Origin of the sequence: Halovenus halobia, from assembly GCF_051414135.1 — an archaeon.
Lineage (GTDB): Archaea > Halobacteriota > Halobacteria > Halobacteriales > Haloarculaceae > Halovenus > Halovenus halobia.
In genome coordinates this window covers 626,067-643,307 of record NZ_JBLKOA010000001.1, presented here as the reverse complement: position 1 = coordinate 643,307, position 17,241 = coordinate 626,067, and the positions used below count along the sequence as shown (strand labels likewise).

The 17,241-nt window shown below is 60.5% G+C and carries 21 protein-coding genes; 12 read left to right on the top strand and 9 right to left on the bottom strand.

Annotation, left to right across the window (positions count from 1 at the left end; all coding sequences use genetic code 11):
* The first annotated feature begins 28 nt into the window (after positions 1 to 28).
* On the top strand, positions 29 to 745 hold the full coding sequence (locus tag ACMGFM_RS03595) for an HAD family hydrolase (RefSeq protein ID WP_436901061.1): 717 nt from the start codon (positions 29 to 31) through the stop codon (positions 743 to 745).
* On the opposite strand, the gene ACMGFM_RS03590 is transcribed toward ACMGFM_RS03595, so the two are convergent.
* On the bottom strand, positions 739 to 1,578 hold the full coding sequence (locus tag ACMGFM_RS03590) for an endonuclease/exonuclease/phosphatase family protein (RefSeq protein ID WP_436901059.1): 840 nt from the start codon (positions 1,576 to 1,578) through the stop codon (positions 739 to 741). The genes ACMGFM_RS03595 and ACMGFM_RS03590 overlap by 7 nt on opposite strands.
* 161 nt (positions 1,579 to 1,739) lie before the next feature.
* Positions 1,740 to 2,402 (bottom strand): glycerophosphodiester phosphodiesterase, encoded by a 663-nt coding sequence (locus ACMGFM_RS03585; protein ID WP_436901057.1) that lies wholly within the window; start codon positions 2,400 to 2,402, stop codon positions 1,740 to 1,742.
* Between the two features lie 200 nt (positions 2,403 to 2,602).
* Between ACMGFM_RS03585 and ACMGFM_RS03580 the strand changes: the two genes are divergently transcribed.
* The 4 genes from ACMGFM_RS03580 to ACMGFM_RS03565 are packed head-to-tail and all read left to right on the top strand — an operon-like array spanning position 2,603 to position 6,959.
* Entirely contained in the window at positions 2,603 to 4,036 is a 1,434-nt protein-coding gene (locus ACMGFM_RS03580; protein WP_436901056.1) for an extracellular solute-binding protein, read from the top strand.
* Between the two features lie 4 nt (positions 4,037 to 4,040).
* Positions 4,041 to 4,910: a carbohydrate ABC transporter permease gene (locus tag ACMGFM_RS03575; RefSeq protein ID WP_436901054.1), complete on the top strand. Its 870-nt coding sequence runs from the start codon at positions 4,041 to 4,043 to the stop codon at positions 4,908 to 4,910.
* 1 nt (position 4,911) lies between these two features.
* Positions 4,912 to 5,829, top strand: a complete 918-nt coding sequence (locus tag ACMGFM_RS03570; protein WP_436901052.1) for a carbohydrate ABC transporter permease — start codon at positions 4,912 to 4,914, stop codon at positions 5,827 to 5,829.
* The gene (locus tag ACMGFM_RS03565; protein WP_436901051.1) at positions 5,829 to 6,959 is read left to right on the top strand and encodes an ABC transporter ATP-binding protein; all 1,131 of its coding nucleotides are present in this window, start codon (positions 5,829 to 5,831) and stop codon (positions 6,957 to 6,959) included. Before ACMGFM_RS03570 ends, ACMGFM_RS03565 begins: the two co-directional genes overlap by 1 nt.
* Here the strand turns inward: ACMGFM_RS03565 and ACMGFM_RS03560 are convergent.
* Complete coding sequence (locus tag ACMGFM_RS03560; RefSeq protein WP_436901049.1) at positions 6,956 to 7,372, bottom strand: YbfB/YjiJ family MFS transporter; 417 nt, start codon at positions 7,370 to 7,372, stop codon at positions 6,956 to 6,958. The two genes, ACMGFM_RS03565 and ACMGFM_RS03560, sit on opposite strands and share 4 nt — an antisense overlap.
* 27 nt (positions 7,373 to 7,399) lie before the next feature.
* Positions 7,400 to 7,594, bottom strand: coding sequence for a hypothetical protein (locus ACMGFM_RS03555; RefSeq protein WP_436901047.1), 195 nt, complete (start codon positions 7,592 to 7,594; stop codon positions 7,400 to 7,402).
* 92 nt (positions 7,595 to 7,686) lie between these two features.
* On the opposite strand from ACMGFM_RS03555, the gene ACMGFM_RS03550 reads away from it, so the two are divergent.
* The 4 genes from ACMGFM_RS03550 (at position 7,687) to mce (ending at position 10,922) form a co-directional block, all read left to right on the top strand.
* Complete coding sequence (locus ACMGFM_RS03550) at positions 7,687 to 8,265, top strand: GNAT family N-acetyltransferase (protein ID WP_436901045.1); 579 nt, start codon at positions 7,687 to 7,689, stop codon at positions 8,263 to 8,265.
* A gap of 54 nt (positions 8,266 to 8,319) precedes the next feature.
* Positions 8,320 to 8,748, top strand: a complete 429-nt coding sequence (locus tag ACMGFM_RS03545) for a type IV pilin domain-containing protein (RefSeq protein WP_436901044.1) — start codon at positions 8,320 to 8,322, stop codon at positions 8,746 to 8,748.
* Positions 8,749 to 8,859: 111 nt separating this feature from the next.
* Positions 8,860 to 10,542 (top strand): acyl-CoA mutase large subunit family protein, encoded by a 1,683-nt coding sequence (locus ACMGFM_RS03540; RefSeq protein ID WP_436901042.1) that lies wholly within the window; start codon positions 8,860 to 8,862, stop codon positions 10,540 to 10,542.
* Positions 10,539 to 10,922, top strand: coding sequence for a methylmalonyl-CoA epimerase (mce, locus tag ACMGFM_RS03535; protein ID WP_436901040.1), 384 nt, complete (start codon positions 10,539 to 10,541; stop codon positions 10,920 to 10,922). The genes ACMGFM_RS03540 and mce overlap by 4 nt, the downstream gene beginning before the upstream one ends.
* Positions 10,923 to 10,937: 15 nt before the next feature.
* Here mce and ACMGFM_RS03530 read toward each other — a convergent pair whose 3' ends face one another.
* Positions 10,938 to 11,933, bottom strand: a complete 996-nt coding sequence (locus tag ACMGFM_RS03530) for a cation diffusion facilitator family transporter (RefSeq protein ID WP_436901038.1) — start codon at positions 11,931 to 11,933, stop codon at positions 10,938 to 10,940.
* A gap of 69 nt (positions 11,934 to 12,002) precedes the next feature.
* Complete coding sequence (locus tag ACMGFM_RS03525; RefSeq protein WP_436901035.1) at positions 12,003 to 12,317, bottom strand: glutathione S-transferase N-terminal domain-containing protein; 315 nt, start codon at positions 12,315 to 12,317, stop codon at positions 12,003 to 12,005.
* Between the two features lie 144 nt (positions 12,318 to 12,461).
* On the opposite strand from ACMGFM_RS03525, the gene ACMGFM_RS03520 reads away from it, so the two are divergent.
* Positions 12,462 to 13,547 carry an NADH:flavin oxidoreductase/NADH oxidase gene (locus ACMGFM_RS03520; RefSeq protein WP_436901033.1) on the top strand — a complete coding sequence of 362 codons (1,086 nt, stop codon included), beginning with the start codon at positions 12,462 to 12,464 and terminating at the stop codon, positions 13,545 to 13,547.
* On the opposite strand, the gene ACMGFM_RS03515 is transcribed toward ACMGFM_RS03520, so the two are convergent.
* Positions 13,540 to 14,073, bottom strand: a complete 534-nt coding sequence (locus ACMGFM_RS03515) for a hypothetical protein (protein ID WP_436901031.1) — start codon at positions 14,071 to 14,073, stop codon at positions 13,540 to 13,542. The genes ACMGFM_RS03520 and ACMGFM_RS03515 overlap by 8 nt on opposite strands.
* A 109-nt stretch (positions 14,074 to 14,182) precedes the next feature.
* On the opposite strand from ACMGFM_RS03515, the gene ACMGFM_RS03510 reads away from it, so the two are divergent.
* Positions 14,183 to 15,379 carry a 3-hydroxyacyl-CoA dehydrogenase gene (locus tag ACMGFM_RS03510; RefSeq protein ID WP_436901030.1) on the top strand — a complete coding sequence of 399 codons (1,197 nt, stop codon included), beginning with the start codon at positions 14,183 to 14,185 and terminating at the stop codon, positions 15,377 to 15,379.
* Positions 15,380 to 15,421: 42 nt separating this feature from the next.
* Positions 15,422 to 16,168, top strand: a complete 747-nt coding sequence (locus ACMGFM_RS03505; RefSeq protein WP_436901028.1) for an NAD(+)/NADH kinase — start codon at positions 15,422 to 15,424, stop codon at positions 16,166 to 16,168.
* Here ACMGFM_RS03505 and ACMGFM_RS03500 read toward each other — a convergent pair.
* Positions 16,165 to 16,923, bottom strand: coding sequence for a hypothetical protein (locus tag ACMGFM_RS03500; protein WP_436901025.1), 759 nt, complete (start codon positions 16,921 to 16,923; stop codon positions 16,165 to 16,167). The two genes, ACMGFM_RS03505 and ACMGFM_RS03500, sit on opposite strands and share 4 nt — an antisense overlap.
* An 80-nt stretch (positions 16,924 to 17,003) precedes the next feature.
* A complete protein-coding gene (locus ACMGFM_RS03495) occupies positions 17,004 to 17,219 on the bottom strand; it encodes a hypothetical protein (RefSeq protein ID WP_436901022.1) in 216 nt (71 codons plus the stop codon).
* Positions 17,220 to 17,241 lie beyond the last annotated feature (22 nt).

The window sequence follows — 17,241 nt, the reverse complement described above, 5'->3', positions numbered from 1 at the left end:
GGCGGCGTATAGAGGTCTATATAGGCTCATGACGACAGCCTTTCCCGGCGATGGGACGAACACGGTACCGATGAGCCAGTACGAGGCGGTGCTGTTCGACATGGACGGCGTCACAGTCGAGACAGCGACCGTGTGGCGCGACCTCGAACAGAACGAGATTCTCCCGGCAGCCGTCGCTGGTGAGCCACCAATCGAGAAGGTGCGAGGCCTCAGCGTGACCGACGCGTACGACCGCCTCAGCACTCTCGATGGCACCGAGGTGACAGTCTCCGCCGAAGAGTTCGACGCGCTGTACGACGACAACGCAGCAGCGGTCTACCGTGAGCGGGCGACGTTGATGGACGGCTGTGTCGAGCTACTCGAAGATTTGCAGGCGGAGAAGTACGCAACCGGTCTCGTGTCGGCGTCTCGTCGTGAGTGGGTCGAGATGGTGCTCGATCGATTCGACCTCGACGGCCTGTACGATGTTGTCGTCTCGTCGTCCGACTTCGAGGGACCGTCGAAACCGGATCCGACGACCTATCGCGTCGCTGCCGAGAAACTGGGCGTCGAACCGGAGGAGTGTATGGTCATCGAGGATTCACCACACGGGATCGACGCCGCAGCCGAGGCCGGGATGTACTGTATCGCGCTCCGCGGCGCGGGCAACGCCGATAGCGACCTGTCGCGGGCGAACCGGATCGTCATGTCGACGTCGGAGCTACGGGCAGTGCTCGCGGAGATGTGGGTGCTCGGTGATCAGTAGGACAGATCGACGAGCACCGGCCGGTGGTCGGACGGGCGCTGGTCGGGGCCGGTCGGCGGCAGACAGGTCAGAACCCGATCGATCGCAACCCCGTCAGAGACGAAGACGTGATCGATGTTATCCGGTTGGTACTCCTCTTCTGGAAAGCCGGTGTACGTCTCCGTTGGCCCGCCCGTTCGCTCGGCGATACCGGCAGCCGAAGACAGCGAGTGCCAAGTCTCGCGATCAACCGTCGCACGCTCGTACGCGGGATCGCCGGGCTGACAGTTGAAATCCCCCGCGAGCACAATCTCACCCTCGACACCAATGTCGGCGAGTCGGTCGCGGGTGAGCGCGACTCCCTTGCGGCGCGCCCGTGACCCCTCGTGGTCGAGATGGAGGTTCATCACCGTCACCGACCGGCCGGTATCGCGGTCGTCGAGGACCGCGTACGTCGCCAATCGCTGGTAGGTCGCGTCCCACGCCGGCATCCCTGGCTCGCCATCCGGCGGCGAGAGCCAGAACGTCCCCGAGGTGGCGAGATCGAACCGGTCGGTCCGGTAGGCGATCGGTGTGTGTGCCGGCGTCTCCGTTGCCGAAACCCAGGAAAACCCCGACAGTGAGTCGCGCAACTCGGTGTACTGACCCCGCCAGACTTCTTGGAACGCGACGACGTCTGGACGCAGTCGGCGCAGTTCGGCGACCACTGCGTCGGATCGCTCGTTCCAGCCGTGTCCGTCCGGTGCGACACCCTCGTAGAGCACGTTATACGAGACAATACGACACCCCTGTGGTTCCGGGACGGGATCGGGAAACGGTCGAGATACCCCGTCTCCGAGCCGTGTGTCGTCCATGCCAACGAACTGTGTGGGCGTGAGGAAGTATGCGTCGAAACGAGCAGCGACACGTCCGTCTGAGGAGTTCTCGACGGTCTCAGACAGGCGCGTAGAGACGGGTCCCGGAGGCTGAGGGTGAGCCAGAGAGGGGTCGTTCGGCTCCTCACTGGACGGGTTCGTCAGAAACTGTCGGGAACGATCCGCCAGGAATCGACGATCGCGCCGTCGACACCCTCCTCTATCAGTCGGGTCAGTGCTGCCGTCGTCGGCACCGTCCAGACGTTGACAGCCAATCCCTGATCGTGCGCGTGGCGGATCGAATCGGCATCGACCAGTTCGTACTGTGGGTGGATATACTGGCAGCCGAGATCGAGCGCTGTCGAGATCGACGTCTCGAACGACTCGGCGCAGAGCAGCGCTGTTGGATTGTCGTCACCGTCGAAGGAAGCGAGGGCCTCCCGGTCGAACGACGAGACAATTACCTCAGACGGGAACCGATCGGCCAGCGCCAGTAGCTCCGAGCGCAACCCGTGCTCTTTGAGTTCGATATTGAGTCCAACACCAGCAGGAACTGCGTCTAGCACGGCGGCGAGCGTCGGGATCGACTCGTCGCTGTCGCCGACCGTCAGTTCGGCCAACTCATCGAACTCCGTCTCACTGACTCGACCGACCGATTCCGTGAGTCGGTCGAGATGTTCGTCGTGAAAGACGACAAGTTCGCCGGACTGACAGCGCCGAACGTCGATTTCGATCAGATCGACGTGCGGAGCGGCGCCCCGGACTGCCGCAAGCGTGTTCTCGGGAAACTCAGCCGCACAACCTCGGTGGCCGATGATCCTCACACCGGTTGCTGTGACGGGGCGGCTACAAAATGTTGTGGTATGTTCCCGACCGGACAGCTCTGATCGATATGGACGGATCAGAGAGACATATAGAACTCTTCCAAGCGCTTTTGTGTGTCGAGAAAGGCCTACTTTCTGTGCGATCGGGAGATTGCATCCGTCAGATTGTGCGGCAACTACCAGGTAGACACACCTAACGTATGCATGGACACACCGATTCAGATGAGACAGCAGAGCATCGAGCCGAAACAGAAACGGCTGGCGGACACCGCAGCAGGCGGGCGGTTCTCGCGGCCGGCGGGGCCGCGATGGCGGCCTCAGCTGGCTGTTTGGGCCTGATCGGCAACGATAGCGGGCCCGGAGAGGACGGTTTCGGCGAACCCGGGCAGATGACGGCTGACGACGGCACGATTACGATCAACTTCTGGCCGGCCTGGGGCGGCTACTACGAAGAGACTGTCCGGAGCATGGTCTCGGAGTTCGAGGAGAACAACAGTAACATCAAGATCAACCTCAATCTGCTGACGAATTATCGGGACTCTCGGACGACTGCGTTCACCAACATCGAGGGCGGGAATCCGGCCGATATGCCTGATATCACACACTTCAATACGGCCGACTCCATTCTGGCGCGGGACACGGGCTGGTTCCAGCCGATAGAGGGACTCATGAGCGATGTCAGCCCCGACGACATCATCGAACCAGCGGCGGCAACCTCGACCATCGAGGGAACGATGTGGGGTGCACCCTTTTACATCTCGAACATCGTCATGCACTACAACGCGGATATGCTCGCCGAGGCAGGCTATGACCCGGCGAATCCGCCCCAGTCACTCGCCGAGGTCCGAGAGATGGGCGAAGCCGCGGTCAACCAAACCGGCGCCGAGTACGGTGTCACGATTCCCAACGCTGCGTGGTTCTTGACGTGCTGGATCGCCGAGCAGAACGAGTTCTGGATGGACGAGGAAAACGGCCACGCAGGTGAACCGACGACAGTCTACGCCTCGGAGGATTACACCCTCGAACCCGTCCAATGGTGGGCCGACATGGCCGCCGACGGTCTGTACTTCAACGGCGGTATCGAGAACTGGTCCGAACCGACCAGCGTCTTCCGACAGGGACGAGTGCCGTTCAACCTCAACTCGAGTACCTCTGTCGCCTATGTCAACAGCGACAGTTTCGATATGCGGACGGCGATGTTCCCGACACTAAGCGGTGACCGCATCGGCCACCACCGTGGCGGGGCCGAAATCTGGGCGGTCAACAAGGCCCGCTCCGACGAGGAACGGGAAGCAATGCAGAAGTTCGTCGACTTCGCTCTCAGTCCCGAACAGCAGGCAGCGTTCCACAAAGCAAGCGGCTACTACCCGGCACATCAGGGGTCGTGGGACGTGCTCGAATCCGAGGGCTGGTTCGAGGACAACCCGCGGTACCAAGTCGCCCGCGAGCAGATTCAAAACTGGGAGCGTCACCCGACGAACATCGGCACCCAGACCGGCGAGAGTCCGGCTATCTCCGCAGCAGTCGCCAGTGAGATGAACGAAGTGTTCGGCGGGAAAGACCCACAGGCGGCGATGAAGACGGTCAAGGAAGAGGCTGAGGCTGCACTCGCTCGCTACCAGCGCCAAGCTTGAACACATGTCGACACAGTATCAGAAGTCTTGGCAGGCAATCCTCCTGCTCGTACCGACGCTCGTGGCCTGTGGGTACTTCCTGTATCTACCCGCAATCGAGACGTTTCGGCTGAGCATGTACATCACACAACCGGGTGGCGTCGAGACGTTCGTCGGTCTCGAGAACTTCCGCGCCCTGTTCACCTCCGAGGGGTACCGGACGACTGCGTTCTGGTCGTTTGCCTTCGCAGGCGTCATCGTCGTCGGTGCGATGGGTTCCTCGCTGTTGCTGGGCTTTCTCATCTACCGGGTGTCGGTTGGCTCATCGGCGTATCTCATCGTCGGGATGCTCTCCTACGGCTTTTCGTTTGCGGTCGCCGCGGTGGCCCTGCAGTTCATCCTCCAGCCAGAGTCGGGACTATTGCACTCCCTGACGGGCTGGAGTTTCAACTGGCTCACAAGCGGTCCGCTGGCCTTTCTGGTCATCTGTCTGGCGACAATCTGGAAGATGATCGGGTTCAACCTCATCTTCATCCTCGGTGCCTTCAGCGGCATCCCAGAGAGTATCGACGACGCCGCGAAACTCGACGGCATCGGCGGCCTCCAGATGCTCGTCCGGGTATACGTGCCGCTGATTGCGCCGACGCTGGCCTTTCTGGTCGTCATGAATACGGTCTACTCGTTTTTCCTCCCGTACCCGATTATCGACATCATGACCAGTGGCTCACCGGAGACGACACATCTGCTGATTTACGAACTCTACGAGACCGGCATCGCGCAGCGAGATACTGGACTGGCCGCCGCGCAGTCGATTGTGCTGTTCGTAATCGTCGGCGCGCTGATGGTCGGTCAGCTTGTACTCTCGGAACAGAGTTCCTACGTGGGGGGTGCCTGAGATGGCCGGCGCAACTAGTGATGAAGTCGACGTTGGCTCTGGCGAGGAATTCGGTCAGGACTGGCGTGAACGCTACCGGGTCGCCTTCGAGCAATTCCGCGCAGAGTGGCACATCCACGTCTCGCTGCTCGCGATGTTGGCGCTGATTTCTTTCCCGCTGGTGATGATGATCATGATGAGCACGCAGTCGCTGGCCCAGATTCAGACCAACGAAATCGCACTCGGTGGGCAGGTCATCGACAACTACAGCACGGCACTGTTCGAGCGCAACTTCCTGTCGTACATGACGACGTCGTTCATCATGGCGACACTCATCGCCACCGGGAAGGTGTTGCTCGCGCTGCTGGCGGCGATGGCGCTGGTCTACTACGAGTTCCCCTTCCAGCGGTTGTTGTTGATCGGCATCTTGCTGACGCTGCTGTTGCCGATTCCGGTGCTCATCGTCCCGCTGTTCCAGATGATGAGTGACCTGAGTGCAATCCACCCGCTGTTGGGGCCGGGAACACTGTTCGCGCTGGTGGTCCCGTTTCTGGCGAGTCCGACCGCACTGTTACTGTTGTACCAGCACTTCCGGGCAATTCCGGACTCGTACCTCGAAACGGCCCGACTGGACGACATCGGCCCGCTGCGGTTTCTCGTCTTCGTGCTCGTCCCGATGTCGAAGAACATGCTGGTCGGACTCTTTGTCATCTCGTTCATCTGGGCGTGGAACCAGTATCTCTGGCCGCTTGTCGTCGACGCCAGCGGCGGCGATACGGTCATCCAGATTGGATTGCAGGGGCTGATGGGCAACGCTGCCGGCGAGACGCCGTGGGGCATCATCACCGCGGGAACCGTCCTCGCGCTCGTGCCGCCGGTGGTCCTGCTGGTCATGCTTCGCAAACAACTACTGACGACGTTCAATCTCCAGACAAAATAATGAGTAACGCGATAGACCCGACGACAGTTCAGCTAGACGGATTGACGAAGGAGTACGCATCGTTGCGAGCAGTCGAGGATGTCACACTCGACGTGACGCCCGGCGAGTTTCTGGTTATCGTCGGTCCATCAGGCTGTGGAAAGTCGACGACACTGCGGATGATTGCTGGTCTCGAAACAGTTAGCGATGGTGAACTGTTCTTCGACGACAGGAGAGTGACCGATATCGACGCCAGCGAGCGAAACGTCGCGATGGTCTTCCAGAACTACGCGCTGTACCCGCACATGTCCGCGCGGCGGAATATCACCTTCGGGATGAGCGAGTTCGACGACGAGGAGACGACCCGCCGCGTCGAGGAGGCCGCCGAAATTCTTGATATCGAGGATCTGCTCGACCGCAAACCGAAAGAACTCTCGGGCGGTGAACGCCAACGTGTCGCACTCGGGCGCGCCATCTGTCGCGACCCTGACGTCTTCCTGATGGACGAGCCGCTGTCGAATCTCGACGCCAAGCTCCGGGTACAGATGCGAAGCGAACTCGCGCGCCTACACGAGGAACTGGAGACGACGACTATCTACGTGACACACGACCAGACCGAAGCGATGACGCTCGGCGACCGGGTTGCAGTGCTCGACGATGGCCGTCTCCAGCAGGTCGACCCGCCACAGCACCTCTATGACTTCCCAGAGAACCGCTTCGTTGCCGAGTTTATCGGCGACCCTGCGATGAACATACTCTCGGTGTCAGTCACCGACCAGACGGCCGAACACGAGGCCTTCGAGGTTCCGTTGCCAGAGTACGACGGTATCGAGGGGTCGGCACACCTCGGGCTGCGGCCGGAAGACATCGAGTACATCGACGATGAGGAACCGTCCCGTGAGACCTTCGAGGCGACGGTGACGGTTACAGAGCCGCTCGGAGACACTGTGTTGCTGTACTGCCGGATAGCGGGCGGCAAGGAACTCAAAGTACAGACTGACCCACGTATCGGCGTCCAGAGCGGCGACGAGATTACGCTCTCTTACGACCCGGACCGACTGCACATCTTCGACCCGGAATCTGGAGCGGCCATGTACCACTCGGCTACAGAAGCGAAGTCCAGAGCGTCGGCACAGAGGGCCAACGATTAATTCTCGAAGCGAGCGAGACCAGCGAAGGCCAACACGCCGACCATTCCGACGCCGGCAGCGAGGGTAAACGGAATTGTGAAGCTCTCGTACTGCTCGAATCGGGCACCGACGGCGAGAGGAGTGAGTCTGCCGACGACGCCGAAAGTAGGTGTTACCGCGCCATACACGGAACTGAGGTGGTCGGCACCGAACAGCGAGCGGACTAGCGGCGCGAGTAGTGCGTCGACACCGCCGTAGCCCACACCGAGCGCGACTGCGGCCGCCAGCAGACCGATCTCAGTTGGAACGGCGACGACCGCAACCGTGGCCAGACGCATGAGCGCGACGAACCCGGCCATCATAGGCGCGACGCCCGCGCGGTTCGAGAGCGGCCCGGTGAGAAACTTCACGCCGTTACCGGCAAACCCGAACACGCCGATGCTACAGAACGCGACGAACGTCTACAGACTGAACAGGAGCGTGAAGGTCGCGTAATTGCTGCCAAAGCGTCCCTGTAGCGACTCGAAGAACACTGGATAGGAGTATATTGTCCCGAAGACCATCGCCGACAGGGCGAACGAACAGGCGACGACGAACCAGCCGTAGGCGATGCCCGTCCGGGCCGCAAGGGCGCCGACCGGGTTTCGAAACCCCACTATCTTGACATACGAACAGAACCCGAATAAACAGTCCGGATTGGCCGTCGACCCAGAAATGTTTTTGATTGGGTAGTGTCTTAGATAGTATCATGTACGTCCGGGATGCGAAAAACCGCGATGAGGTCTGGTTACTCGACCAGATCGAGGCACTGGAACTGGACGAGACTGCGTTTCGGTCCCGGGATTACGTCATTGCTGTCGACGAGCACACCGGTGACCGGGCTGGGTTCGGTCGCATCAGGGTGCACAAGACCGACGAAGAGGTCTGTGAACTCACGAGTATCGGGGTGCTTCCCGAGTGGCGTGAGCAGGGTGTCGGCGCGCATGTTGTCGAGCGGTTGGTGACGACGGCGCGCGATACAGAGTTCGAGACAGTCTACGCCCTGACGAGTGAGACAGACTACCTCGCGCAGTTTGGGTTCAGTCCCGTCGAACCGACACAGCTACCGGACGCGCTGGGGCGCAGACTCGAGGCCAAACAGGAGGGAATCGACCCCGGAGCTGTGCCGATGCGTATCGACACCGACCGGTTCAGAATGCCCGAACGACTGCGCGAGGCGTTCAAAGACGCCCGGTCCGAACCAGAGGAAGACCCAGAACCCGAAGAAGGTCCGGAAGACTTCGGTATCGACCCAGAAGAAACAACCTACAAATACGACACCGGATGAGCCAGTGCGGTAGAAACGCATATTTCAGTCGACTGCGAACGAACAGAGAGACACGTGGTACGGCTCCCGAATCGAGCACAGTCGGAGACAATCGGCATCGTCCTGCTGACTGCAGTCATCGTCGTCGTGACCACAACTGCAGGGTTTTTCATTTTGACTGATCTGAACGAGCAGACGGAGGGCGAGAGTCGTGCAGACATCGAAATCACCGCAAATTCAACTGCGGTTGTGATTAAACACCAGGGCGGAGACGGCTTCAACGCGAACAAAATAACAGTTATTGTTCGAACAGGCGGGACAGAACAGCAGTTTGTCCTTGCTGATAGATTCAGGACAGACAACGGGAACGGTGACCGCTTCGCGCCCGGCCAGCGGTGGGAGCAAACTCCTCCGAACAGCTACAGTGGTGATATCGAAGTGCTGGTCGTCGATACAGCGGGAGGCCAAGTTCTGGAACAGTCCACCGTCACCGTCACAAACTGAATCGAGTATCCTGTGGAATCCCGCTACGATGTGTCCACAGTGATGCCGTCACTTTCGCCCAGCGGACCCCAGAGTGGAACTGTTAAGGCCGCGGCAGTGCAGTTTTGATCTATGTTCGATCCCGAGGAACTGGAAGAGATCAGGTCGGCCAGAACGGAGTGGGAGACCGACCAAGTCGAACCAACACTCGAACGGTTCGGGGAACGAAAAGACCAGTTCGAGACAGATACGGGCGGGCGGCCGGTCAAGCGCCTGTACACACCCAACGACGTGTCCGACCTCGAGTACGACGAGGATCTGGGATTTCCGGGCGAAGAACCGTACACCCGCGGCGTCTATCCGACTGGCCACCGGGGCCGACTCTGGACGATGCGCCAGTACGCCGGGATGGGGACCGCCGCGGAAACCAACGAGCGCTTTCACTATCTGCTTGACGAGGGCCAGACTGGCCTCTCGATGGCGTTCGACCTGCCGACGCAGATGGGCTACGACTCCGACGACAAGATGGCAGCCGGCGAAGTCGGAAAGTCTGGCGTCGCAATCGACTCCCTGAACGATATGGAACGCGTCTTTCAGGGCATCCCGCTGGACGAAGTCTCGACCAGCATGACAATCAACGCCCCCGCCTCGGTCCTGCTGGCGATGTACATCGCTGTGGGTGACAAGCAGGATGTCGACCGCTCTGAACTACGCGGCACAATTCAAAATGACGTGCTCAAAGAATACATCGCCCGCAACACCTACATCTACCCGCCGGAGCCGTCGATGCGGATCATCACCGACATCTTCGAGTTTTGTGCCGACGAGACGCCTAACTTCAACACCATCTCTATCTCTGGGTATCACATCCGTGAGGCGGGTGCAACCGCCGCACAGGAACTTGCCTTCACGCTCGGCGACGGCATCGATTACGTGCAGGCTGCCGTGGACGCCGGACTGGACGTCGACGAGTTCGCACCACAGCTTTCGTTCTTTTTCGCTGCCCACAACAATATCCTCGAAGAAGCGGCGAAGTTCCGGGCCGCCCGGCGAATGTGGGCCAAAATCATGGAGGAGCAGTTCGACGCCGAGAAACCAGCCTCCAAGCAACTGAAATTCCACACACAGACCGCGGGGTCGACGCTGACCGCCCAGCAGGTTGAGAACAACGTCGTCCGGGTCGCCTATCAGGCGCTGGCGGCCGTCCTCGGTGGGACACAGAGCCTCCACACCAACGGGAAAGACGAGGCGCTTTCCCTGCCGACTGAGCAGTCCGTGCGGACGGCGCTGCGGACACAGCAGATTCTCGCTCACGAGTCCGGTGCAGCAGACACAATCGACCCGCTGGCTGGCAGTTACTACGTCGAATCGCTGACCGACGAACTCGAAGCCGAGGCGCTCGACATCATCGACACCGTCGACGAACGAGGTGGCATGACGCAGGCAATCGACGCTGGCTGGGTCCAGCGCCAGATTCAGGACACCGCCTTCGAGCGCCAGCAGGAAATCGAAGACGGTGACCGTATTATCGTCGGTGTCAACGAGTTCACCGTCGAAGAAGAGGAAGAGGTCGATATCGAGGAAGTCTCGAAGGAACAGCAGGAGGGCCAGAAAGAGCGCGTTGCTGAACTGCGCGATGAACGCGACGACGCGCGTGTCGACGAGAAGCTGACAGCGCTGGAAGAGGCCGCACGTGGCGACGAGAACCTGATGCCGTACATCATCGACGCAGTCAAGGCGTACGCCACGACGGGCGAAATCTGTGACGCGATGCGCAACGTCTTCGGCGAGCACCAGCAGGGTGGTGCAATGTGAGAGTCGACCACGCTGGCCTCGCGACCGAGGACGCGACGACAATGGTCGAGCAGTACACGGGCCTGTTCGACTGCTCAGTTGCGCACGAAGAGAGCTTCGACGGAATGGAAATCGCGTTTCTCGACCTCGGAAACTGCTATTTCGAGGTAATCGAACCACGAGAAGATGGCGCAATTTCGGCCTATCTTGACCGCAACGGCCCGGGAATTCACCATCTCGCTGTCGAGACGGACGATATCGAAGCCAGTCTTGAGACCGCTCGGGACCTCGATATCGACCGCATCGACGAAGAGCCCAGACCGGGCGCGTGGGGCCACGATGTCGCGTTTCTCCACCCGGGGTCGACCGGTGGCGTGCTCTTGGAGTTTGTCGAGCACTGAAGCGGCAGCCACTTCCTACTCCTCTGTACTGTTCTCGCCGACCGTCGACTGCGATGAGTCGCCCGCAACATCGAACTCACTTGGCGTGACATCCGACACGACCGGCGTACTCGGTATTTCCTGAGTTGTTTTCCACTCGCCGACACCGGAGGGGTCGAGGTGAACGTGAACGTCCTCGATCTGGTCTAACTCACCGACACTCGTGACGAGCGCTGTTTCGAGGTCGTGGGCCTCCCGCAGTGTCAGGTCACCGTCGACCTCGACGTGGGCTTCGACTTCGAGTACTGGCCCGTCCCAGAACACGGCTAGGTCGTGCACGCCGTAGACCGACTCGTGGGCCAACAACGTGTTCCGAACGTCCTCGTTTCTGTCCGCTGGGGCTGCTTTTCCGGAGAGATACGAGAGATTCTCGCGGCCTATCGCGATACCCTGATAGATAACGAGCAGGCTGACGACACCACCTGCAACGGCGTCGAGAACCGGATACCCGAAGGCGATGCCAGCGATACCGACCAGCGCGGCGACAGAGGTGTACAGATCGTTCAGACAGTCTGCGGCCAGTGCGTCGAGCGCCGTCGAATCGAGCCCCACGTTCATCCGCTCAGTGTACCAGTACAGGGCGTACATATCGGCCATCGCGAACAGCAGCGCGCCGACCATCAGCGGGCTAAAGGTGAGGTCTGGAGACTCGATCAGGCTCTGTACTGATTCGTAGAGCAGGTTTCCGCCAAGAAGGACGATGATTGCGCCGACGAACAGCGCGGTGAGTGGTTCGATTCTGGCATGGCCGTGCGGGTGGTCACTGTCAGCACCATCAAATCGGCTGCTCCCCCAGACCAGAACGACGAGACTGGCCACCAGGTCCGCCACCGAGTGTGCGGCGTCAGCCAGCAGTGCCACGCTGCCGAACAGCAAGCCAACGCTTCCTTCGGCGACAATCTTGGCAGTATTCCCGAGGACGTTCACCCATGCCGCGCGGGTAAACCGGCGTCGACCGGCCGCCTCGCTCATACCCGAATTAGATTCAGTCAAAACTTCAACGTTGTGATTAGGCGGCTCGAATCTCCCAGTAAGACCGCTTCAAAACAGCGCAGACAGCACTCTTCCAACAATCCCCGACGGCGGTGGAGATTCGCCGTTGCCGTACTCCTCGTAGAGATACGCGACGATGTCGTCGCTCTCGGGCATCCCCTCGACGCCGTTGGTTCTGTCAACGAGAACCGGAACACCAGACTGCCCGCTTACTTCCTGCACTTCAGAGCGTTGGCTTCGAGCGCTCGGAACAGACCGGGACTCGTAGCTCAGGTCTAGCTCAGACAGTGCCCGACGAACCTTCGCGCAGTAGGGACAGCCCTGTAGCTCGTACAGCACGAGGTCGGAGTTCTGTGTGCTCATACACATTCGGAGGGCTGGCAGATACAAAAGTTGCTGGCGGACGTGTTTGTCTACAGCACAGACAGAACCAGTGAAACGAGCCAAAGAGGCGGTCAGCGCGCCGAAAGCAACAGAACTTATCCTTAGCGGAGACTACTATCGCCTGTGACCGATTCGCTGTTTAGTTCGTTTTCACTCCGAGGGACCGAGTTCAGAAACCGGGTGACGCTCTCGCCGATGTGTCAGTACTCAGCCGAGGATGGACTGGCCAACGAGTGGCACCGAGTGCATCTCGGGACACGGGCAGTCGGCGGCGCAGGACTGGTGATGATGGAGGCGACCGCCGTCGACCCCGATGGCCGAATTACGCCACATTGTCACGGAATCTGGTCTGACGACCACGCCGAGCGACTGGCACCAATTACCGATTTCATGCGCTCACAGGGTGCGATGCCGGGCATCCAGCTCGCTCACGCAGGACGGAAGGCGTCGACGAGTCGGCCGTGGGACGGCAACGAACCACTCCAGCCCGACGAAGGAGGGTGGGAAGTCGTCGGACCGTCTGCGGAGCCGTACCCACACAGTGAGGGAACTGTTCCGACCCAAAAGATGGATGCTGGAGATATTGACGCACTGATCGAGCAGTTCGGGGCTGGGGCCGAGCGTGCGCTCGCGGCTGGCTTCGAGGTGGCGGAGGTCCACGCTGCCCACGGCTATCTCCTCCATGAATTTCTCTCACCAGTCACCAACGACCGCGACGACGAGTACGGCGGCAGTTTCGAGAACCGGAGTCGGCTCGTCCGGGAGGTAACCGAGCGGGTGCGGTCAGTCTGGCCCGACGAGAAGCCGGTGTTCGTCCGCATTTCTGCGAGTGACTGGCTCCCGGACCGACCCTCGTGGGATATCGAGCAGTCTGTTCGGCTTGCTGCAGAGTTGGACGAACTCGGCGCGGACCTGATCGACGTCTCTGGGGGTGGACTCCACCCCGACCAACAGATCCCGAATACCGGACCGGGCTATCAGGTGCCCTACGCCGAGCAGATTCGCGCTGAGACAGATATCGGTGTCGCAACCGTTGGCGGAATCACAGAGCCGAAACACGCTGACGCGCTCGTCCGAAACGAGCGCGCCGACATGGTTGCGCTCGGCCGTGAGATGCTTCGGAATCCCTACTGGCCACTGCAGGCCGCACACGAACTCGGCGAAGATATCGACTGGCCGCCGCAGTATCGCCGCGGGCAGTTCAGCTAGTCTGGTTCCACGAACCGTCGGGTGGTTCTGTCGTTGCGGCACTGGTATCTAACTCGTACCACTCGCGAGCGCATTCGACACCCTCACGAACTGACTGGCCCACACCGCCGAAGTGTCTCGGGCCACAGAGCGGGTGTACGCTCGACAGTTCTGCGTGTGCGTACACAGCAGTTGTCCCGTCATCGTTCTCGAACAGCATGAAGTGTATCTGTCGAGGCGCGAGCGGGGAGTCGCGGTAGACCCACGAACCGTCTTCGGGGATGTCGTCGCGGGTTTTCAGTCGCGCCATCGGATTCCGAATGAATCCATCTGCGTACAGCCGATTCTCGACGGTATCGAGGTCAGCGTCGAACCGCCCGGCGTACTCCCCGTCGGTAATCGGTCGCGGGCCGCCATCCTCGTCGAACCGGCCAAATATTCGAGAACTGACCCGCCGAGCGCGTTCCCACCACCGGGCTTCCGGACCGCGGTTGTACCGCGACGGGACAGCATAGGAGAGTACGAAACCAACTGCCGCCCCAAACATCAACAGACCCACCCGTAGCCAGCGGCGAAACACAGCCGCTGTTTGACACGCGAGAACATAAGGATTGACCGACTATATCTTTAACCGACCCGGGAGTGAACTACCAAGTATGGTTGTTGACATCGACGACATCCAGACGATCACAGTAATCGGTGCGGGACAGATGGGACGGGGGATCGGTGCTGTTGCTGCCTTGGCTGGGTACGACGTGTATATACAGGATATCGACGAGGGACAACTCGAAGCAGCCCAGGAGAACATCGAGTGGTCCTACGGAAAAGCAGTCGAGAAGGGCGCGGCCACAGACGAAGACACTGCCGCTGCTCTCGACCGGATCAGTTTCACGACCGACCAGGAGTCAGCAGTCAGTGAGTCCGAGTTCGTGACGGAGGCTGCCGTCGAACAACAGGGCGTCAAAGAGGATATTTTTGAAACGCTGGACGAAGTTGCGCCAGCGGAGGCCATTTTGGCGACGAACACCTCCGGGCTGAATATCACCCGACTCGCGGAAGTTACCGAGCGACCTGAGCAGGTTATCGGCACACACTGGTTCAACCCGCCGATGCTGATGGACCTCGTGGAGGTCATTATGACCGAGCATGCGCCAGCGGCAGTGGGAGACACCGCAGAGGACCTCATCGACTCGTTCGGAAAGACGCCGATTCGCTGTAAGATGGATGTGCCGTCGTTTATCGTAAACCGGCTGATGCGGCCCTTCGGCGAGGGGCCAGCGTGGATGGTTTACCGCGGCGAGTACTCGATGCGCGAAATCGATTCGGCGATGAAGTACAAAGAAGGATTCCCGATGGGGCCGTTCGAGTTGGCAGATTACACCGGCGCGATTCAACTCCGCGTGGAGGGCGAACAGGACCATCTCGAAGATGACCGACCGCTCTCTTACGATACCGAGGTCTGTCCGATGCTCCACCAACTGTACGACAAGGGGCGATACGGGAAGAAGACCGACGCGGGCTATTACGAGTACGAGCAGCGCGACGAACCAGACATCCCCGTCGACGCCGGGCAGGGATTCGACACACTGCTGGTCTGGGCACCCATCGTCAACGAAGCCGCGAAGATGGTGCAACACGGCGTCGCGACGCCGGATGACATCGACACGGGTGCGAAACTCGGCGGTAACTGGCCACAGGGACCCCTCGAAAAGGCCGACGAAGTTGGCGCAGATGTCATCTTGCAGAAACTGACTGAAGTTGCCGCGAAACACGAGGACACGAACAAACTCGCCGAGACGCTGCCCTGTGACCTGCTCGTCGAGAAGGCGAAAACGGGCGAGACGTTCTACTGAACGCCGAAGCACATTTTATCCAGGCCGCTGTCGTCTCTGAACGTGCAGTACTTCCTCGTCTCGAACGATCCAGACCGCAGAGCACGCTGGCACGACCGACTGAAAGCGGCTGGACTGAACGTGACAGGGGAGTACGACCCGTCGGCAGTTATCGTCACGATTGGTGGGGACGGGACAATTCTCTACGCAGCGCGCAACTACCTGGAACCGCGAATTCTCCCGGTGCGTGCTGGGAGCTCGAAGGGCAACCGGGCAGCCTTCGATGTCGACCAACTGGTCGAAACGTTGCAGGCGCTCGAAGACGGCCATGCGGAGTCGAGTTCCCGAACGTTCTCGACGCTGACGGCCGAGGCTGATGGAAAAGAGCTCGAGGGAGGCTTTCAGGCGCTCAACGAGATCAGCCTCCACCACAGCTCTCCAGTGTTGGCGGCGACGTTCGCGGCCCGTATCGAAGATGACACGACCTGGGAGTTCCCCGAACTCATCGGCGATGGCGTGCTCGTCGCGACGCCGTTCGGCTCCACAGGTTACTTCACAGCGATTACCGGTGAAACGTTCACGGACGGCTTCGGTGTCGCGTTCAACAACATTCACACACCAGCCGATACGCCCGAGATGGTCCTCTGCAGTGAATCTGTTGTCGTCGAAGTTGAACTTCTCTCGACGAAGCGGTCCTCTGGTGCAGTGTTGACGCGTGATGACGACGACACGCCATACGAACTCAGCGAAGGGGAAACAATCACCATTCGGGCTGGAGACCGGACCGTCGAATTGCTGGACGTCATCTAATCGGACCGCTCCATCGGTCGTGAGCAGCGCATGCAGAGCGTGCTGTCTCCGGTCCAGTTCACGTCGCTGCTGTTGCAGGCTGGACAGCGGTACTGAGCATTGTTGTACTCCGTCGTGCCCCGCGGCGCGGCCAGATACCCCTCTGAGCAAACCGTCTCGATGAGACTCGGAAACCGAGAGCGCTTGTACCGGGCGCGGTGGGCCAGAAATGCGCCGGGCTGGCTTGGGTCCGAGCCGTGGAGGTCCTCCCACTTGATTGCGATTTCGCCGTTAGCGGTGCTACGGGCGAGTTGTTTGATTGGTTCCGCGGCCGCCTCGAACAACGGCGTTGTGCCCCATCTCTGGGGCTCCTCGATATCGCCATCGCGGTAGGCTGTCTCTGCGTCGTCGTAGGCGTCCTCAACGCCACTCATTGCGCCAATAGCGTGAAAGTCAGCAGCGAATTCGAGCAAGCACGCCCGCTGTGCTGGCTCTGAGAGGCCAGTGCGGAGGTCCTTCGCCACGGCAACGCCCTCGACACAGCGCCGGGTGGCCCGGGTCTGCTTGCCGGCAACACGGTAGGCCACAGCGCCGACTGCGAGCGAGCGAAGCGCCCGCCCAACCCAGCCGTGTTCGTCCGCCTCGAACGGACTCAAGCCATCCCTGGGCTCGGCCAGCGTCGACCAGCCAGAGCGGCTGTATGCGTCGCCAGCCTGTTCGTACTCCCTGTTCGCCAGCGCCGTCACCGCACGCTCGATATACTCGTCACCTGTCATCGTCTCTCCAGCAGTTATGCACGCACTCTAGTTGGCTGGGAGGACTGAAAAGCCTGCGAAGCGTGTCACCGGTCAGTAACTCACGCCTCAGAGTTTGTCCGCTCCGTTTCGGATAACGAACCCAAGTCGCGTTTCAACCGCTCGATGTGCGCTTCCAGCCGTGAGAACGCTACGTCCCGGTCTGGGACGTACGCGAGTCGCTCAGTGTACTCGGGCACTGCTGTCGCTTCCTCGATTCGCGTGCGAGCGGGGCGGGCGGCGAATAGTTCTGCTTCGAGATAGCGCTGTTCCGTCACAACTGCGTTCCTCGAATACCAC

What these genes read in the sequence shown, in the direction of transcription:
- ACMGFM_RS03595 (WP_436901061.1), top strand. Translation starts at nt 29, where the DNA reads ATGACGACAGCCTTTCCCGGCGATGGGACGAACACGGTACCGATGAGC.
- ACMGFM_RS03590 (WP_436901059.1), bottom strand. Translation starts at nt 1,578, where the DNA reads ATGGACGACACACGGCTCGGAGACGGGGTATCTCGACCGTTTCCCGAT.
- ACMGFM_RS03580 (WP_436901056.1), top strand. Translation starts at nt 2,603, where the DNA reads ATGCATGGACACACCGATTCAGATGAGACAGCAGAGCATCGAGCCGAA.
- ACMGFM_RS03575 (WP_436901054.1), top strand. Translation starts at nt 4,041, where the DNA reads ATGTCGACACAGTATCAGAAGTCTTGGCAGGCAATCCTCCTGCTCGTA.
- ACMGFM_RS03570 (WP_436901052.1), top strand. Translation starts at nt 4,912, where the DNA reads ATGGCCGGCGCAACTAGTGATGAAGTCGACGTTGGCTCTGGCGAGGAA.
- ACMGFM_RS03565 (WP_436901051.1), top strand. Translation starts at nt 5,829, where the DNA reads ATGAGTAACGCGATAGACCCGACGACAGTTCAGCTAGACGGATTGACG.
- ACMGFM_RS03550 (WP_436901045.1), top strand. Translation starts at nt 7,687, where the DNA reads ATGTACGTCCGGGATGCGAAAAACCGCGATGAGGTCTGGTTACTCGAC.
- ACMGFM_RS03540 (WP_436901042.1), top strand. Translation starts at nt 8,860, where the DNA reads ATGTTCGATCCCGAGGAACTGGAAGAGATCAGGTCGGCCAGAACGGAG.
- ACMGFM_RS03530 (WP_436901038.1), bottom strand. Translation starts at nt 11,933, where the DNA reads ATGAGCGAGGCGGCCGGTCGACGCCGGTTTACCCGCGCGGCATGGGTG.
- ACMGFM_RS03525 (WP_436901035.1), bottom strand. Translation starts at nt 12,317, where the DNA reads ATGAGCACACAGAACTCCGACCTCGTGCTGTACGAGCTACAGGGCTGT.
- ACMGFM_RS03515 (WP_436901031.1), bottom strand. Translation starts at nt 14,073, where the DNA reads ATGTTTGGGGCGGCAGTTGGTTTCGTACTCTCCTATGCTGTCCCGTCG.
- ACMGFM_RS03510 (WP_436901030.1), top strand. Translation starts at nt 14,183, where the DNA reads ATGGTTGTTGACATCGACGACATCCAGACGATCACAGTAATCGGTGCG.
- ACMGFM_RS03500 (WP_436901025.1), bottom strand. Translation starts at nt 16,923, where the DNA reads ATGACAGGTGACGAGTATATCGAGCGTGCGGTGACGGCGCTGGCGAAC.